19 protein-coding genes are annotated in these 16,668 nt (G+C 66.9%); 4 read left to right on the top strand and 15 right to left on the bottom strand.

Going from position 1 to position 16,668, the window contains the following annotated elements; translation table 11 throughout:
• Window position 1: 1 nt before the first annotated feature.
• From ACGFIV_RS01255 to ACGFIV_RS01235, 5 genes are all read right to left on the bottom strand, one after another.
• On the bottom strand, window positions 2–964 hold the full coding sequence (locus ACGFIV_RS01255) for a UDP-glucuronic acid decarboxylase family protein (protein ID WP_358551839.1): 963 nt from the start codon (window positions 962–964) through the stop codon (window positions 2–4).
• 105 nt (window positions 965–1,069) lie between these two features.
• A complete protein-coding gene (locus ACGFIV_RS01250; protein ID WP_392830901.1) occupies window positions 1,070–2,260 on the bottom strand; it encodes a glycosyltransferase in 1,191 nt (396 codons plus the stop codon).
• 440 nt (window positions 2,261–2,700) lie between these two features.
• Window positions 2,701–3,195 carry a hypothetical protein gene (locus ACGFIV_RS01245; RefSeq protein ID WP_358551843.1) on the bottom strand — a complete coding sequence of 165 codons (495 nt, stop codon included), beginning with the start codon at window positions 3,193–3,195 and terminating at the stop codon, window positions 2,701–2,703.
• 177 nt (window positions 3,196–3,372) lie between these two features.
• Window positions 3,373–3,876 (bottom strand): hypothetical protein, encoded by a 504-nt coding sequence (locus ACGFIV_RS01240; RefSeq protein ID WP_392830898.1) that lies wholly within the window; start codon window positions 3,874–3,876, stop codon window positions 3,373–3,375.
• Between the two features lie 462 nt (window positions 3,877–4,338).
• Window positions 4,339–5,148, bottom strand: coding sequence for an ATP-binding protein (locus ACGFIV_RS01235; protein ID WP_392830895.1), 810 nt, complete (start codon window positions 5,146–5,148; stop codon window positions 4,339–4,341).
• 1,106 nt (window positions 5,149–6,254) lie between these two features.
• Between ACGFIV_RS01235 and ACGFIV_RS01230 the strand changes: the two genes are divergently transcribed.
• Both ACGFIV_RS01230 and ACGFIV_RS01225 read left to right on the top strand, forming a co-directional pair.
• On the top strand, window positions 6,255–7,076 hold the full coding sequence (locus tag ACGFIV_RS01230) for a helix-turn-helix transcriptional regulator (RefSeq protein WP_358558662.1): 822 nt from the start codon (window positions 6,255–6,257) through the stop codon (window positions 7,074–7,076).
• Complete coding sequence (locus ACGFIV_RS01225; RefSeq protein WP_358558660.1) at window positions 7,067–7,279, top strand: DUF397 domain-containing protein; 213 nt, start codon at window positions 7,067–7,069, stop codon at window positions 7,277–7,279. Before ACGFIV_RS01230 ends, ACGFIV_RS01225 begins: the two co-directional genes overlap by 10 nt.
• Here the strand turns inward: ACGFIV_RS01225 and ACGFIV_RS01220 are convergent.
• From ACGFIV_RS01220 to ACGFIV_RS01175, 10 genes are all read right to left on the bottom strand, one after another.
• Window positions 7,276–7,602 carry a hypothetical protein gene (locus tag ACGFIV_RS01220; RefSeq protein ID WP_358558658.1) on the bottom strand — a complete coding sequence of 109 codons (327 nt, stop codon included), beginning with the start codon at window positions 7,600–7,602 and terminating at the stop codon, window positions 7,276–7,278. The two genes, ACGFIV_RS01225 and ACGFIV_RS01220, sit on opposite strands and share 4 nt — an antisense overlap.
• Window positions 7,603–7,753: 151 nt before the next feature.
• Window positions 7,754–8,080, bottom strand: a complete 327-nt coding sequence (locus tag ACGFIV_RS01215) for a DUF7008 domain-containing protein (protein ID WP_392831109.1) — start codon at window positions 8,078–8,080, stop codon at window positions 7,754–7,756.
• A 6-nt stretch (window positions 8,081–8,086) separates the two neighbouring features.
• On the bottom strand, window positions 8,087–8,554 hold the full coding sequence (locus tag ACGFIV_RS01210; RefSeq protein WP_358558656.1) for an NUDIX hydrolase: 468 nt from the start codon (window positions 8,552–8,554) through the stop codon (window positions 8,087–8,089).
• A gap of 2 nt (window positions 8,555–8,556) precedes the next feature.
• The gene (locus tag ACGFIV_RS01205) at window positions 8,557–9,390 is read right to left on the bottom strand and encodes a protein phosphatase 2C domain-containing protein (RefSeq protein ID WP_392830889.1); all 834 of its coding nucleotides are present in this window, start codon (window positions 9,388–9,390) and stop codon (window positions 8,557–8,559) included.
• Window positions 9,391–9,397: 7 nt separating this feature from the next.
• Window positions 9,398–10,387 (bottom strand): hypothetical protein, encoded by a 990-nt coding sequence (locus ACGFIV_RS01200; RefSeq protein ID WP_358558652.1) that lies wholly within the window; start codon window positions 10,385–10,387, stop codon window positions 9,398–9,400.
• A gap of 2 nt (window positions 10,388–10,389) precedes the next feature.
• Window positions 10,390–11,142, bottom strand: a complete 753-nt coding sequence (locus ACGFIV_RS01195) for a TauD/TfdA family dioxygenase (RefSeq protein WP_358558650.1) — start codon at window positions 11,140–11,142, stop codon at window positions 10,390–10,392.
• 111 nt (window positions 11,143–11,253) lie between these two features.
• Window positions 11,254–11,484, bottom strand: a complete 231-nt coding sequence (locus ACGFIV_RS01190; RefSeq protein ID WP_392831107.1) for a DUF7008 domain-containing protein — start codon at window positions 11,482–11,484, stop codon at window positions 11,254–11,256.
• Between the two features lie 426 nt (window positions 11,485–11,910).
• On the bottom strand, window positions 11,911–12,993 hold the full coding sequence (locus ACGFIV_RS01185) for a hypothetical protein (RefSeq protein WP_358558649.1): 1,083 nt from the start codon (window positions 12,991–12,993) through the stop codon (window positions 11,911–11,913).
• Between the two features lie 96 nt (window positions 12,994–13,089).
• Window positions 13,090–13,413 (bottom strand): hypothetical protein, encoded by a 324-nt coding sequence (locus ACGFIV_RS01180; RefSeq protein WP_358558647.1) that lies wholly within the window; start codon window positions 13,411–13,413, stop codon window positions 13,090–13,092.
• Between the two features lie 293 nt (window positions 13,414–13,706).
• On the bottom strand, window positions 13,707–14,498 hold the full coding sequence (locus ACGFIV_RS01175; protein WP_358558645.1) for a glycosyltransferase family 2 protein: 792 nt from the start codon (window positions 14,496–14,498) through the stop codon (window positions 13,707–13,709).
• A 256-nt stretch (window positions 14,499–14,754) separates the two neighbouring features.
• On the opposite strand from ACGFIV_RS01175, the gene ACGFIV_RS01170 reads away from it, so the two are divergent.
• Entirely contained in the window at window positions 14,755–15,543 is a 789-nt protein-coding gene (locus ACGFIV_RS01170; RefSeq protein ID WP_358558643.1) for a CPBP family intramembrane glutamic endopeptidase, read from the top strand.
• Window positions 15,544–15,736: 193 nt separating this feature from the next.
• Window positions 15,737–16,534 carry a polysaccharide deacetylase family protein gene (locus tag ACGFIV_RS01165; RefSeq protein WP_358558641.1) on the top strand — a complete coding sequence of 266 codons (798 nt, stop codon included), beginning with the start codon at window positions 15,737–15,739 and terminating at the stop codon, window positions 16,532–16,534.
• The last annotated feature ends 134 nt before the right edge of the window (window positions 16,535–16,668 follow it).

Below are 16,668 nucleotides of genomic sequence, written 5' to 3'. Positions count from 1 at the left end.
GTCAGGATGCCGGCAGGCTCGTCTCCATCAGCCGGCGCTCGAACCACGAGATGGTGCGCAACAGCCCGGTGGTCACGTCGATCTCGGGACGCCAGCCGAGCCGGCGCGCGGCCAGAGACGTGTCAGGGCGGCGGACGCCCGGATCGTCCACCGGCCTGTCGACGAACGCGATCGGCGACGACGACCCCGTCAGGTCGCGGACGATCGTGGCGAGCTGGAGCATCGACAGCTCAGAGGGGTTGCCGATGTTCACGGGTCCCTCGAAACCGCTGTCGGCCAAGGTGAGCACGCCGTGCACGGTGTCGTCGACGTAGCAGATCGACCGGGTCTGGCTGCCGTCCCCTGTGACGGTGATCGGCTCCCCGTGCAGGGCCTGGCGGACGAAGGTCGGGATGGCCCGCCCGTCGTGGGGCCGCATGCGCGGGCCGTACGTGTTGAAGATGCGCACGATGGCCGTGTCCACGTCATGGGAGTTCCGGTAGGCCGTCGTCAGCGACTCGGCGAACCGTTTCGCCTCGTCGTACACGCTGCGCGGCCCCACAGGGTTGACGTTCCCCCAGTAGGTCTCGCGCTGCGGGTGCTCCAGCGGGTCCCCGTACACCTCGCTGGTCGAGGCGAGCACGAAGCGGGCGTCCTTCTCCCGCGCGAGGCCCAGCGCGTGCAGCGTGCCGAGACTGCCGACCTTGAGCGTGGCGATCGGATGGCGAAGGTAGTCGGTCGGCGACGCGGCCGAGGCGAAGTGCAGCACCAGGTCCACCTCACCCGGCACGTGGACGAAACCCGTGAGGTCGCACTCCACGAGCCGGAACCTCGGGCGGCCCATCAGGTGCTCCACGTTGGCCGGCGAGCCGGTGAGGAAGTTGTCCATGCAGATCACGGAGTCGCCCTCGGCCAGCAGGCGCTCGCACAGATGCGAGCCGAGGAATCCCGCGCCTCCGGTGACCACCACCCGGCGTGCCGTCATGGAACGCTCACCCCCATCAGGTTCACGACGGCATCCAGTAGCGCTTCGGTGCCGATCTCCAGCAGGCCCGCATCGGGCCGTCGAGTCCGGGGAAGGAGCATGGCCTCAACCTTCCGCCGTGGCGAGCCTGTCCAGGCGGTCGCCGACCAGGCCGCGGTACACCGATTCCGTCTGGGCGGCCACGAGCGGCCAGCCGTACCTCGACCGCGCGCGCCGCATCCCGGCGGTGGCGAGCGAGGTACGCGTGTCGGGCCTGGCCAGCAGGTCGCGGAGCACTTCGGCGAGGACCCTCGGGCGTCGCGGGGGCACCAGGACGCCGCAGCCGGCCACCGTGTCCAGGTGCCCGCCGACCGCCGACGCGACGACCGAGACCCCGCAGGCCATCGCCTCCAGCGGCACCATCCCGAACGGCTCGTACCACGGCGTGGCGACCACGACCTGCGCGGACCGCATGAGGGCGGGTACGTCCGCGCGGTCCACGCCGCCGATCAGGCGCACCCGCCCGTCCAGGCCGGACGCGGTGGCCAGCCTGCCGAGCCGCAGCGCCTCGTCGTCGCCGGGCTCGCCACCCGCGATGATCAGATGGGCTCCTGGCACGTGCGGCATCGCCTCGATGATCGTGTCGACGCCCTCGCTGGGGACGAGCCTGCCGATGCTGAGGATCCGGATGTACCCGTTCTGGTCGGCGTGCCGCATGATGGGGCCGTCCGGGCGGAACAGCCCGAGGTCGACGCCGCAGGGTACGACCGTGACACGGTCGACCGGCACACCCAGCGCCGTGAGCTCCTTGAACTCGTCGGTGCAGGTGGCGATGACCGCGGACGCGCGCTGCCCGATGTCGTACTCGATGGCGACGCGGCTCGGGGGGCTGGGGTCGGCCGTGCCCTGCCAGCGCCGTTCGACCGCGCCGAGCGCGTGGAACGTCTGGACGACCGGTACGCCCAGCTCGCCGGCCGCCGTGAGCGTGGCCATCCCGCTCATCCAGTAGTGGGCGTGCGCCACGTCGGGCCGTTCGGTCTGCCAGCGTCGCGCGAGGTAGGCGGCGAAGGCGGGCATGTAGGGCAGGAGCTCGTCCTTGGGGACCGGTTCGGGCGGCCCCGCGGGAACGTGCTCGACGGTCACGCCCGGTGCCATCGGGGCCGTGCCGGGGTCGTCCTTGTCCGTGCGCCGCGTGTAGACCGTCACCTCGTGCCCGAGCGTGGCGAGCGCGGCGGCGAGGCCCGCGACGTGGACGTGCTGCCCGCCCGAGTCCACCCCTCCGGCCGCGGCCAGCGGGTTGGCATGTTCGGACACCATGGCGATCCTCATCGCGCCGCTGCCCGATCATGAAACATGGCGTTGATCCCCAGAACCCGCATCGGCTTACCTCCGTTGGGCGGCAGGGAGTCTGGTTACCGAGAGCAGCGGCGGCTAAACGCGGCTTTGCGCATAAGTCGAGGTATACAGCATGGAATCTTGAGATTTGTCACGCTAAGTATCGGCTGGCTGGGTTTTATCGCCGTACGGCCCGGGTAGCCAACGCTCGGGGGAACGGCTGCGGAGGTCGGCAGTACCGACCGGGGTTTTCCTTCGCGGACGATGAGATTTTTCGAACGGAAGGGTGTCCGGTCAGTCAGCTTTCGAGGACTTCCCTGACGCCGGCCGCATAGCGGGTCTGGGCCGAAAGCCACTGGGTCGAAAGCTATGACCGGAAACGGGGTGGTCATGGCAAGGGGCGGTGATGGTCCAGCTTCGGGTCAGTGACGGGGGTCGCTCCACGTGGAGGCGTCGGCGCAGATGCGGATCTCCACGATCCTGCTGATGTGCCGGCCCCCGCACCGGTCGCCCGGCACCACGAGGTGAGGCCCCTGCTCGTCCAGGTCCCGCCCGTCCATCTGGACGGCCAGCAGCACCTCCGCGTTGCCGAACTCCGGATCGATCTCCCCCCACGACAGCACCGCGTGGTGACCGTCGCCCCCCAGCACCGAGACCAGGAACCGCAGCCGGTCCTTACGCCCGGACGCGTCGAAGGTCGGCTCGGCCGCGCGGGCCACGTCCACCAGAAGCGGACCGGCGAAGTGGTGCCGCCGTACCCCCGACCTCCGGCAGAGGAACGTCGCCTCCGCCTCCCGCTGCGGCATGCCCCGAAGGTCCTCCACGGTGAGCTGCCCCGGCGCCCGCAGGTCACCCGCCAGGCGTACCCGTGCGCGGGGGGACACCCCGTCCGAGAGTCCGATCAACGTGGGCTGCATCAGCCCCTCCTCGCCACCAGGCCACGCACCCGCGCATGGGGCCGTATTAACACAGCATGCCCTCCCCTTGACTAATCAACCACCCATATGCCGGCTAAATGAGGCATATGGGTTGCATATTCGAAAGACAGCCGGAATCCTCCCTCGCATACGCCTAAGTGCCGGGTGAAGAGCAGGTCAGGGGCTGCTGGTGAGGAATCGCTGCGGCAGGTTGAGTATGGCGGTGGCTCCGTCAGGGTCCGCGAGCCGGGCGGCCAGGGTGCGCTCGGCGAGCCGTGGCGGGAGGGCGGCGTTGAACTTCAGGCCTTCGATGGCCTTGGAGTCCGGTTCGGGCAGGCACAGGCCCACGGCCGCGTTCCCGACGGCGGACCTCCAGGTCTGCCTGGTCACGTCGGTCCTCAGGAGTACCTGACGTATCGCCTGCATGAGCGGGAAAGAGGCTCCTTGGGGAAGTCCGCCGGTCTGCCATCGGGCGCGCCCGCCGCGTTCCGCCGCTTCCACGAAGCAGCGGCGGCGCTTCCAGTCGATCCAGGTGACCCGCCAGCTCCGGCCCGCGAGGAGGAGCAGGCGCGGGCCTGCCTCGCGGTCGGAGAGCAGCGACGGGTCGGTACGGCCGAGTTCCGTACGGCCGTGCAGGACGGTGAACTGCGGTGCGGCGGTGAAAACGGTGGTGAGTTCCATGAAGTGGCGGTGTCCGAAGAACCTTCTCGGCCGCGGGCCCGATGAAGAGCATGCCGCCGTCGGTGTCGACGAAACCCGCGGAGAGGAGGTGCCAGGCCCGCGATCCGCCGTTCTGTTAACGCCTCTTCAACGGCAGATCCCTGGGATCGATTCGGCGATCTCGGGCGGCTGACGTCTACATCCACGACTGAACCCGCGCACCGCAGCGCCCCTGTCCTCCGTGGAGGCAGGGGCGTCCTGCTGTCCGGCTGCGGACGATCAGCCGGCCCGCGAGCATGGGCGGCATGGACACCGAGTTGAGCGCCGCCATCGCCGCGTTGGTCGAAAGCCTCCAGGGCCGAAGCGGATCCCCGTGAAGGGCGCTGCCCAACGGCACTTCGGGCTGCCCGCGAGGCTTGCCGGGCACTGCTGTGGTCGAGAAGCCACATCGGTCCGTCCGGTTCCCGGTCGCGGTAGTCGGCGTCAGGTGGGTGGCGAGGCTTCTGCCGTTTGAGAGGACAGGCGCCACCGGGCCCAGACGGTCTTGCCGGGGCCGTCGGGGAGCGGGGTCAGGCCGCAGTCGTGGGCAAGGGCGTCGACGATGGTCAGGCCGCGGCCGTGTATGGCCTCGATGCCGAGGTCCAGGTGACGGGGGTGGTCGGGACCGTGATCGGTCACGCGGACGCACAGCTCGCCGCGCCCCAGCCACAGGGACAGCCTGACCGGGGGCTCGCCGTAGGTGATCGCGTTGGCAAGTAGTTCGCCGACGACCAGGACCACGTCGTCGGCGAGCGCCGTCAGCGCCCAGATGGTGAGGATCTCGTTCACCAGGGCGCGGGTCTTGCCGATCATCGACAGGTCGGGCGGGAGGTCCCAGCAGACCGTACGCAGGCCGTCCGGGGCTTCGGTCATCAGGGCTCCTTGAGATGACGGTGAGATGGGGCGGGGCGGAGGGGGCGCGGGCCTGGCCCGGTCGGCCAGGGAACGAGAGGTCTTCTCCGCGACGAGGCGGGGACGGGACGATGCCTCCCGCTCCGCTTCGCGTATCAGGGCGCGCAGTTCGTCGGCGGTGCGTGCCTGCACGATGAGGGGTTCCGGTGCGGGCCAGGTCGCGATGGCGTAGAAGCGCCGCGCGCCCACGCCGTACCAGACCGCCCACCCGGGTTCGAGCTGGTCCAGTTGGTGGGCGGAGGCCCGTTTGGCCGCGTCCCATCGCCGAGGGAGCACCTGCGCCGGAGGCACGCTTCGCCGATGCCGACCGCCGCGCAGGGTCCGGGTGCCGGGCGCGCTCATGCCGCTTGTCCCGGGTATGGCCCACGCCCGCCGGCAGGGACGCGCGTGGTCGGCGGCCGTCCACGCGGGGACCGTACGCCTGCCGGTGGCACAGGATGCTCCTGCCTCCGGTGGTGTCCCGGGAAGCCGGCCGGGGACCGTCCGGCGGCGGCCAAGGGAGGCTCCGGCCGGAGGAGCGGGCGTACCGGCATCGCGATCGGCGGGCGGCCGCACATCCCGAGGCGCCGCCGCACGTTCATGCGTGCGTGGGTCTGCGCGGGGGTGGGCTGTTCCCAGTCGTGATGAGGCCGGTGGGGGAGGCTCGCCGCCTCGTGAGCGTACGGCGGGTGCCCGCACCAGCGGCAGCCGAGCGGCATCGGCGGGTGATCGGCGTGCCAGCGGACCCGGATCACTCGAACCTCCCTGGTGGAACGGCATCCTCTACTAGGCTTGTGCATCAGGTCGGACCTCCAGAGTCCGGTCAAGGGGCTTGTCCGGCCTGCCGTGCCGTGGCGAGCCCCGCCTCATGTACGGCGTGCGTTGCCGGTGGTCATCGGCGTGCGGTGCGGGTTGATCGTCGTGTTCCGGTAGGCATCCGTTCCCGACCGTGGCGTCCATGGGCGGGGCCCCCATCGCTCCGGTGGGTCCGCTCGCTCTGGCCGCCGCTTGGTCGGGCACCTCGCCGAGCGGCTTCCTGATTGGCGCCGGTACGGCGGGTCGTGGGACGGCGAAATCGGCGCCTTCGTACGGCGGGTGCGCGGCCCCCGGTTTCCCCTGTAGTTGGTAACCAGGTGCGGCTTGCCAGCCGGTGACAAGTCCGTCTCCGCCGGATACGAGGGCTATCCGCTAGGGATACGCCTGCTCGACGTCTCGATCTTCGATTTGCACCCCCTTATCCGGACATATCAAGCAATTCTTGCGACGCCATCGAATGGCACAAGTGCATATATAGGAGCGGGCCCTGCTAAGGGCTTCCGTGTTTCTCGGTGCTCTTCACAGGGTGACGGCAAACGGCTACCTTCTGCATCAGGAAATCGGGCACACCCCTGTGACACTTTTGTGCCGAGATCTGTGCCATTTCCGAGCCATTCCCGTCCTGGCCAGCCCCGCCGTCCGTCGGAGTTGAAATGTCCGTACGCTCATCCCATGACCCATCGGTCAAGTCGCTCGCCATTTTCGGTGCCGAACTCCGCAAATGCCGCATGCAGGCTAACGTCACCCAGGAACAGTTGGCGGAGGTAACGCAGTTCAGCAGAAGCCTGCTGGCCTTCGTCGAGCGAGGGGAACGCACCCCGAGCCGCAACCTGGCCCAACGGTGTGACGATGCCCTGGGGGCCGGCGGCGGTCTCATCCGTTTGTGGACCCGGCTGACCCGGGACACCAGCCCTCGGTGGTTTCGCGGCTGGCTCGAAATCGAACAGGAGGCTCACACGCTTCACACATGGCAACCGCTCGTCGTTCCAGGTCTGCTCCAGACGGAGGATTACTCGCGGACGATCATTCGCGGAGAAGCCGGGATAACCGCCGGACAAGTGGAGAAAGCCGTAATTGCCCGTTTGGAGCGGCAGCGGATCTTCGCTCGTGAGGCTCCGCCGATGCTCTGGGCTGTGATAGACGAGGGAGTGCTTCATCGGCCGGTGGGCGGAAACGAGGTCATGCGAAACCAGGTCCGTCGGCTCCTTGAAGCCGCCGAGTCGCCGCACGTCGGAATTCAAGTCGTTCCTACGGCTCTCGGGGTCACCACAGGGTTGCTCGGGGGATTTGTCATCGCGCAGATGCCCGATAGTCCGGATACCGTGTACATCGAATCCGCGACTCACGGGCAGGTGTCAAACAGTCCGGAAGACGTCAAGGTGATCCAGAGCAGTTATGACACCGTACGAGCTGAGGCCCAGCCCCAGCCTGGTTCGATCGAGTTGATCAGGGAGGCGGAGAAACTATGGACCTGAGTGATGAGCTGAAGAGCGCGGCCTGGCGCAAGGCCACCAAGAGCGGACCCAACCAGGGGGATTGCCTTGAGGTGGCTCCGCTGTCAGGTGGGCGGGTCGGGCTGCGGGACACCGAGGCACCCGACAAGGAGCCCTTCGTGGTGAGCGCCAGTGTCTGGGACGCCTTCATCGACGGAGCGAAGAAGGGTGAGTTCGACTTCTAGCCTCTCCTCCAGCAACACGAGGAGCCTTTGGCGGCGCCAGGGGCGCAAGGGCCGTACGTCCGCACACGCGATTGGGCGTCTAACGCCAGTTCGGAGTTGCCAACCAGTCTGCTGGTTGGCAACTCCGAACTCTTCGTACGGATGCGCTTGTCGCGCGTGATCACCACCAGTTCCCTGGCTGCCACCTCAGGAATCCAGTCGTCGTCCAGCGTGTCAAGAGGCACTTCGGGGATGAGCCGATGGTTGGTATGGATGACGTCCCGGCGAAGCAAGGCCAGCGCCCGGCCGACACCGAGGGAGGTTTCGTCAACGAAAAAGCGCACACTACGTGGGTCTGTGGAGGGCACGACTTTCCAGAAGGTCAGGCGCTGCGGCGCTTCTCGAACAAGACTGCGTCACGCACCTTTTCGGGCGACAGTTCGTACAACTCGGAGATCAACTCTTCGGAGTCGCCCGCCCTGATCTGCTCGGCGATCACTTCGGTGGGGACGGAAGAAGGATTGCCTGCTGTACGTTTGGCGGGTTCTTGCGAGTGCGGGATGTCTTCGGGGGGCGCCAGGTGGTGAGGTCGTCGCCGCTGAGGTGCAGGCGGGCGCGGGTCTGGGTGAGGAAACCCTCGTAGACGTCCGCGGGGTTACCGTCGTACAGCGGGTCGAAGTCGTCGTGCCACTGGCGGACCCATGGCTGGACCTCGCGGAGGCCGGCGAGAAGCGGGGTCAGCCGGTCGGCCTTCCATCCGTGGTTCTGCTCCTGGTCGACGATCAGAGTGGAGGGGGCTTGATCCTGGCCGACTCCTCGGATCTGAAATCACCGTTTCGCGAGGAGACTCTGCCAGCTCTGGATCGTTCGCTTGTAAGGTTCCGGCATGTGCAGAGCAGGCACGTCGGCGTAGGCGAAGAGCCCGAGTCTCTTGTGTTCGTTGGAGCTGCGCACCTGTTCGTCGCCGTTGTAAGTCGCCCCGTAGCTGACAATGAACGTATGGCGCAGCGGGGTGATCTCGTAGACCCAGGTATCTACGATCTCCTCAACCGTCACGGTTATATTGAGCTCCTCGAACACCTCTCGGCAGACGCACACCTCCGGTGTCTCCCCAACTTCAAGCTTCCCGCCGGGGAGCTCCCATTCGTCGCGCTCGTTCATGAGCAGGGGGATCTTGCCGCCCATGTCGACGACAAGTTTCACGGATATCGGGAGCTGGTACTCGAAGTAGCCGGGGTTCCGCTCGACAAGGTACTCCGGCATGCCATTACTACGGAGGCGGTCCGGGCCGTCCATGTTCATCTCCTGCTTTCGTTTGCTAATAGGATGGCCGCCACGTCGTCAGAACTCTTGAACTTCGGGCCCGGCGGCATGCCAGCGGAATCCGCCTCGTACTGCCTGATCAGGGACGTGATCCTGCCGAGGCCCTCATGGCGGCCATGTTGGCCCAGCTCCTGCCAGTCCGCGAATATCCGATAATCAGCGACTGCTCGGGCGAAGCCGTCGGTACAGATCAGCACAGTTTCCGCCTCAGTTAAGGGAACAGTCTCCCGATGAACTCTGAAGACCGCTTCGGGGTGGCCCGAGAAAACAGACTCCGCGTGGACTCCCTTGATGTACTCAGTGCGCCGGGCGAATATCCCGGCCATAATCGCCCGCCTGGTCTGCAGGGCCGTCCGTGACTGCTCGACTGCTTGTGCCTCGCGCGCGTCGAAGAAGTCCGTACTGACCTCCCTGGTGACGCGGTCTCCCCGATAAGTGACCAGAGTGGAGTCACCGATCCGGCCTACTTCCACGGAATCGGCGTCAAAGGCGGCCAGGCCGATCGAGCAGCAGGGATGGTTGCGCAGCTCATCAGTGGCCAGAGAGGCAAGCTCGGAACGTACCATCTCGCCCAGACGGTCGAAGACCTCGGCGACCATAGTGAACTTATTCACTGCTCCGAGGTCGTGCAAGCTTTGGTCGACGAGTTGCACCAGCCACTGGACATTCGAGATGCCGGGCAGGGTTCTCTCGTTGCTGAAGTCCGTCGCACCGTCGATCACCCAGGCCAGATTGCCTGATGCGCCCACCCTGTCCTCGGTCGGCTTTGTTAGGGAACCGGGGCTGTCTGTGATATCCAGAACCTTCACAGTGGTGTCACCGTCCGAAGATATGGGGAATCAATATCAGGGCCAGGCCTGCGGCGAAGGAGACCAGCACGCGCCACAGTGAGCGGGCCGCCATCAGTGAAAACGTCGAGAACACGATGACGACTGCCCCGGCCATCACCTCTATGAGCAGGATGCCGTCGGCAGGCTTACTCTGGCTTGCGATGTTCGCCCCGGCGGCGATGAGCGCGACCACGGCTGCGAGCAGTCCCAGAAGCTGTAGTTGCTGGTTCTTGAACTCCGTCAGCTCCCGCTTGTTGCTCTCCTGCATCTCATGCCAACGTGCCTGCTGCTCCACCATGTCGATGCGCATTCGTGTGGTCTGGTACTGCACCAGTCGCCTGTGGTAATCGCGGCTCCGACGAGGCTCCAGTTCTATGGCCCGAGTGAGGGATATGCGCGCGGAGTCGAACTCATGCCGAAGTGTAAGAATGCGTGCTTTTGTCTCGTGATAGTGTGCGATCCGCCCATTGGTTGACGTTATGGCCACGTCAGCGCAACGCTCCGCTTCTTCGACCTCATTGATCGTCGGAGGCTCCGCTCTTCGCTCAAGGTATTCTGCCATGAAGGCGGCCACCTGATGTACGACCCCGGCGACGTCCGGCATGTCTCCTGCTGCGCGACGTGAATATTCGACAGCCTTTCTGAGACTCGCCACATCTCCCCGGTTACGCTCTATTATCGCGAGGAAGGTGGGGAAATATAGCTCTTTATCGAATCGCTTGGCATAACGCACGACAGTGTGCTCGTATTCGCTGTGGCGTTCCTCTCTGCGCAATCGGAGCAGCACCCCGTATAACGCGCAGAAGCGGATCGAGTGCTCAACCCTGGGCAGTTGCAGGATGCCCTGGAGCGTCTCCTCCGGGTCGGGGATCCGCTCGATGACATCCCGAATGGCCTGGGGAAACTCCGGAGACCTCTGTTCCGGCAGGGCTTTGAGGTGCTGAATCACCTCGGTGAACCGTCTCGACTCGCGCAAGCTCAGCCCCTGGTCTCGCCGGTGCGGTGCTCTGCCCGTAAGTGAAAGCCGTCGTTCAGATAGGCGTATTCTGACGACCCTGCAACGGTGGCCAGCACTCTGAGTGCTCTGCGATCTCCGCTGAATGACCGTCGGCCGTGCAGGACCCGCAGGTTGTGAATCAGATAGCCCTGGCCTGGGGCGAAGACGTGATCAGCCGGTGCCGGCATCTCGCGTAGCAGGTTCAGCAGGGGCTTCGCCCGGACCGTCGCAGCATGGGGGCGTGCCAGCGCATCGTTTCTGTACCTGATGCGCCAGAGCTCGGAGCCGCGCGAGACCTTGATGACAGGAAGCCACGGATGTCCTGGCGCGAGCAGGACAACGTTGTCAAGGTTGGTGAGCAGCTGCTTCTCTCTGGCTCTCCTGATTACGCGGGCGCCGTCCAGGAGGAGAGACTCCCCTCCTTCGCATGCAAGCGCCGTGTAGAGGCAGCCCACTATGGTCGGTTGGACGCTGGCATGAGCGCGGTCGGTGTGCAATGGCAGAGATTGGTTTGTGAAGCCTTTGCCGTTCTTGTCTTCGACGCCTGTGGGTTCGATCACGGTGATGCCAGGGCTGCTTTCATGCGGATGTGGATACGGCACGGTCCAATCACGCAAAAAGGACCTGACCTCTTCTATGGTGGCTTGATCGAAAAATAGGACGCCACGCAAAGCCAGTCCTTTTTTGGCTTCGGCTGTGCTGAGTTGTCGCCCGGTGGCCGTCACCAGTCTCATGCCGTAACCTTCGCCGTGGGGGAGATCCGGTTAGGTGGAGCCATGTCAAGTAGACCCCACATGCAGTCGCCTTTCTAGAGCAGGAAGGCGGTAGAGGGTGCATTGTCGGAATTATGCGTCCCCGTGGGTGCGGGTGTGCTTCGGAGGGCGCCAGGTGGTGAGGTCGTCGCCGCTGAGGTGCAGGCGGGCGCGGGTCTGGGTGAGGAAACCCTCGTAGACGTCCGCGGGGTTACCGTCGTACAGCGGGTCGAAGTCGTCGTGCCACTGGCGGACCCATGGCTGGACCTCGCAGAGGCCGGCGAGGAAAGCGGGGTCAGCCGGTCCGCTGACGGCCTTCTGCAGGAGCGACTTGAGCTGCTTGGCCGTGAAGTCGGCAAAGTGTGGCGGATTGTCGAAATAGCGGCCACGAACAGGTCGACCTCGCGGACGGGACCGGCGTTGGCGGTGAAGGTGAAATTGGACCAGGCGCGGTACGGCTCGGCATCGGGGAGTAGCGTACGGACGTGTTCGAGTGCTTCGCGCTCATGCTGATACTGGGAAGGCGTGATCGTCGTCCAACGGCCTTCTCGCACGTGCGTATCTCCAGTGCAGTGGGGGCTGCTGCGTGGTTCCGAGCCAGCATAGATCGCCAAATGCCGGGGTCGCGAGGGCTCCGATAACAGGCCGCTCACAATAGAGCGGGTGCCGAAACGCGATCCTCCCGGTTGCGTTTCGGGGCCTGGCCATATCCATGTCCGAAATGTTATGATTTACAGAATTTGGCGGGTTTTATCCGGGTGTTGCCTCGCTGAAGGCGGGGTAGCCGGGCAGCGGAGATACGTTCCACTCCTCCGCCACTTTCGCGAGGAGTAGCCGCATGGTCTCCGCGAACGCGGGGAAGTCGTCCAGCGTGCTCGCCATCTCCCAGCGGTGCCGCAGGAGCTGGCGCATCGTCGGCGCGGGGCGCCGGGTGCGGTGCAGCGGTTTGTCCTCCGCGGTGCGCGGGAGCAGCCGTACCGTCGCCTCCACCGTCCAGACGGCGATCGCCTCGCGTACCCCGGCCCGCCACACGGCGTCATCGGCCAGCGCCGGGTACGTATCGACGACCTCGGCGCGGTAGGCCTGCTCGATCTCCTCCGCCAACCCGGCAGGCAGCACGAAGACGCACCAGCAACTGGAGAAGGGCATCCGGCAGTACGCGGCCGTCATGAAGACCGACTGGAAGCACGCGCCCTCGAAGTCGAGCAGCCGCAGGCCGTCCGGGGTGAGCAGGTTGTTGTCGGGACAGGTGTCGCCCGGGGTGAACGCCGGATACCTCTCCCCACCTGCCGTCCCGATGCCCGCCAGCTCCTCGGGCAGCCCCGGCGGCACCGCGATGCCGGCCGCCGTCAGCAGAGTGAGCAGCTCGGCGGCGTTCCGCGCGATCCACGGGTCGTCTCCCCAGGACGGCATGCCCTTGTCGTACATGGTCCACATGCGTGCGAGGTCCGCACGTCGACGCACCGACCCGGCGGCCAGCCGCCCGAGCCCCCGCGCCCACGCGAGCAGTCCGTCCACGGCCGCCTTGGGATCGTCCCCCAGCAGTACGTCCGCCAGCGTCGGCGCGTCACCGAGATCCTTCATCACCACCAGGGGGACGGAGGCGTCCACACCCAGCAGCTCAGGACCGGCCAGCCGCAGCGAAAGCCCGGCCGCCTCGCCCGTGAAGGCACGCAGCGCCTCCGGCTCGCTGGTGAACGCCTTGACGATGACGCTTCCCCCTGCGGCCGTACGGCACCGCAGGACGGTACTGCGCGAGCTCCCTCCAAGGTCGATCGGATCAAAAATCTCGACACCGGCCACATCACTCGCAGCCCGAAGAATCGCCTCCACCCCGGCATCCTGACACCACCACACCGACCGGCGCCTCTCCTTAATTCCACCGGCCGCGGCTTCCCTGCCGGGGTCGAGGGACGCCGATGGTCGTTGTCATGTCTCGGGCGCCCGTGCCGCGTCCATGAGGTCGGTGAGGCTCGGCGGTTCCGGCCTCCACCACCTCGCGGGCAGCTTGATCAGGCCTTGGAGTACGGCGGCCGCGCCGGCGCCGGGGGCGACGAAGTGCTCCGGTGACAGGGTCGAAGGCGGGTCGACGAGCAGGCGCACGGAACCGGCCAGCAGCACCAGCCAGCCGACCATCATGACGAGCTGGCGTAGCAGGCCCGACATCTGCCTGAGCAGGCCGGTCGTCGCCCTGACGACCTTGGATGCCTCCTCCAGCCTGCGCACCAGCCTCGGCTGCCTCGATCTGACCATGCGACCCACCCCCCACCAAAATGATCTTTGATCCCTTTGGCGGGCTCGCTAGCGCAAGCAATATCAACTTCTCGAAGGTCTCGCAACCGAATGCGCGCGTCGTGGCCAACTCTTCGAAGAGGAGTTCGAATCCGCTCGTACCTCTTTGCCGTCTCCGGCACGAGTTCATCCTCAGCGCTCCGTCGGCGCTCCGCTCGGCGCGGGTGTCCGCCGGTACGGCCGGTGGGTGCTCCGGACTACCGGCCGGGGCCGTGATTTCGTGTGCCCCGTCAGGCAAGACGGCGGCCGGAAGGTCAGGCGGGGGCGTGCTCGGAGATGGTGCCGACCGGCCGGCTCTGGTCGGTGGTCGCATGGCGGGTGCGCTCGCGCAGGATGGTCTTCAGCACGCGCCAGCCGTCGCGTACGGCGCGCAGGTTGCTGGTGCCGTGAATGCGGCAGTGCTCGTGGCTCGGGATCTCGTGGACGACCAGACCCGCCTGGGCCGCCCGTACGTTCATGAGCGTCTCGATCTCGAAGCCGTCGCAGTCGAGGGCCAGCGCGTCGAGGTGGCGGGCCCAGAAGGCGTTGTATCCGTAACAGAGATCGGTGTAGCGGGTGCCGTACAGCGCGTTGGTCAGCGTGGTCAGCACCGTGTTGCCGAGGGAGCGGGTGAAGCTGATGTCGTCCGATCCCGCGCCGGACGCGAAGCGCGAGCCCTTGGCGAAGTCGGCCCCGGCGACCAGCGCGGACACGAAGCGGATGATCTCGCGTCCGTCCGTGGACCCGTCCGCGTCGATCATGACGATGATGTCGCCGGTCGCCGCCGAGAAGCCCTCGGTGAGCGCGTTGCCCTTGCCCCTGCCGGTCTGCGTGACGACGCGCAGATCCGGACGCAGGGCCCTCGCGACGGCCACCGTCTCGTCAGAGGAGTTGCCGTCGACCAGGACCACCTCGTCGATCCAGTGCGGCAGGGTCGCGAACACGTGCGGCAGGTTCTCGGCCTCGTTCATCGCGGGAACCACCACGCTGACCGTGGCTCCGATGGCCAGGTCGTCGCTGACCCGGGTGTACTTTCCCTGGGGCGAGGTGATTCCGGACGTCGTCATGCGCCCAGCGTGAACGCACCCGCCTGCACGTGACTTGACGAGTCCTTGCAGGACCATGACCATCTTCTTTTCAGTTGGCTGTCAAATAGGCCATCGGACGTGCCGTTAAGGCGTGACCGGGCTCTGGACCTGGGCCTTCGCGCTCGACGGTTTCGGGTGGGTGTCCGGCCGCGGCCTCACGCACGCTGCCGGAGGGTTATCCACAGGGAGGTCGTGACGACTTCGCGGTGCCCCGGCTCGGGTCTACTCTGCGGGCATGCGCGACTCTCCGCCCTCGCCGACCGTCGGCACGCGGGCGTTCACTCCCCGGCTCATCGGTGCCGAGATCATCGTCGTCTTCGCCGTGTCGCTGGGGGCCAGCGCCCTTCAGTCACTGGTCTCACTCATCGGGTCGCTGACCGCTCCCGATGCGCTGAAGGGGCAGCACGCCGTCCTCGTCGGCACGAGGGCGCCGGGGCGGCCCTGGCTCGACCTGACGCTCCAGCTTGTCGGCATCACCGTGTCCGTCGCTCCCGTCGCCCTGGTGGCCTACCTCCTCGCGCGGTCAGGCGAGTCGCTGCGCGCGATCGGTGTCGACCGGCGAGAGCCCGGGCGTGACCTGCTGCGGGGCGCGGTGCTGGCGGCCGTGGTCGGTGGCACCGGGCTGGCCTTCTACCTGGCGGCGTTCCACGCGGGCATCAACCTCGACGTCGTGCCCGACCGGCTTCCCGACACCTGGTGGCGGGTTCCCGTGCTGCTCCTGGCCGCTCTACAGAACGCCGTCCTCGAAGAGGTGATCGTCAGCGGCTATCTCCTGCATCGGCTGTCCCAGCTCGGCTGGAGACCGTGGCGTGCCGTGGCGGTGTCGGCGCTGCTCCGTGGGTCGTACCACCTCTACCAGGGTTTCGGCGGCTTCATCGGCAACCTTGTGATGGGCCTGCTGTTCGGTCGGCTCTACCAGAGGTGGGGGCGGGCGATGCCATTGATCGTCGCGCACACCCTGATCGACGCGGTCGCCTTCGTCGGGTACGGCATCCTGCGCGGCCGAGTGACGTGGTTACCCTGACCCGACCCGCCCGCACCACCGCATGGTGGTGCCGCGACCGGTTCCGTCGGAGGTGCCGCATGGCTGCCACGTTCGGTTTCATCGCTAATGCCGCATGGCCGCCATGACCGATGCTGCCGGTTATACCGCATGGTTACCGTCATCGCTCCTGTCGGTCAGTCAAATCACGGAGGCACATGGGTAGCGTGAGATTGTGGAGGAAAGCGAGGTCGGCCGTCGCCGGGCGCTGTGGGCTCTGGGTGCTTTGACGCTGGCGTCCCTGGTGGTGGGCGACTCCGTCCGCTCGTCCCCACGGGCGCCGGACGCCGCACCGGCACGAGCGCGAACGGTGGTCCACCCGCCGGTCGCCCCTCCGCACGCGGGGTGGACGCCCGTCAGGCTGAGGGCCCGGCACCAGCCCGTCCACAGCCTGCGCGACCTGACCCCCGCGGCGCCGGGGAACGCCATCGCGCTCACGATCGACGACGGGCCCCATCCTGAGTGGACGCCGAAGATGCTCGACCTCCTCGCGGAGCACGAGATACGGGCGACGTTCTCCCTCATCGGCATCCAGGTGAAGCGGTTCCCCCGTCTGGCCGAGCGCATCGTCCAGGCAGGGCACCAGCTGTGCAACCACACGATGCACCATCCGATCCCGTTCAACCGGTTGCCCGCCAAGCGGATCACCGCCGAGATCGTGGAGGCGCAGGGGCGCATCTCGGACGCCACGGGGGTCGCCGCCAGGTTCTTCCGGTCCCCCGGAGGTTCGTGGTCCAGCCGGGTGGTCCACACGGCCGACGACCACGGCATGATCCCCATCGATTGGGACATCGACCCCCGCGACTGGTCCCGTCCCGGCACCCGCCGCATCGCCCAGAGCATGCTGGCGTGCCGGCCGGGCGCCATCCTGCTGTGCCATGACGGCGGCGGCGACCGTTCCGAGACACTCAGGGCACTGCACACGGTCATCCCCCGCCTCAAGCACCGCGGGTTGACCTTCGTCTCCCTCTGAACGCGTCGACGGGCGCGACGCTCGGACCGGTCCCTCTGAACGCGTCGCCGGGAGCAGTGCTAGGACCGGTCCCTCTGAACGCATCGGCGGGGGCAATGCTCGGACCGGGCATCAGCGGGCGACGACTCGACCGG

This window comes from Sphaerisporangium sp. NPDC049003, from assembly GCF_043197795.1.
In the GTDB taxonomy this organism is placed as follows: Bacteria; Actinomycetota; Actinomycetes; order Streptosporangiales; family Streptosporangiaceae; genus Sphaerisporangium.
Note: the sequence above shows the minus strand (reverse complement) of the source record. Positions and strands in the feature narration are given on the sequence as shown.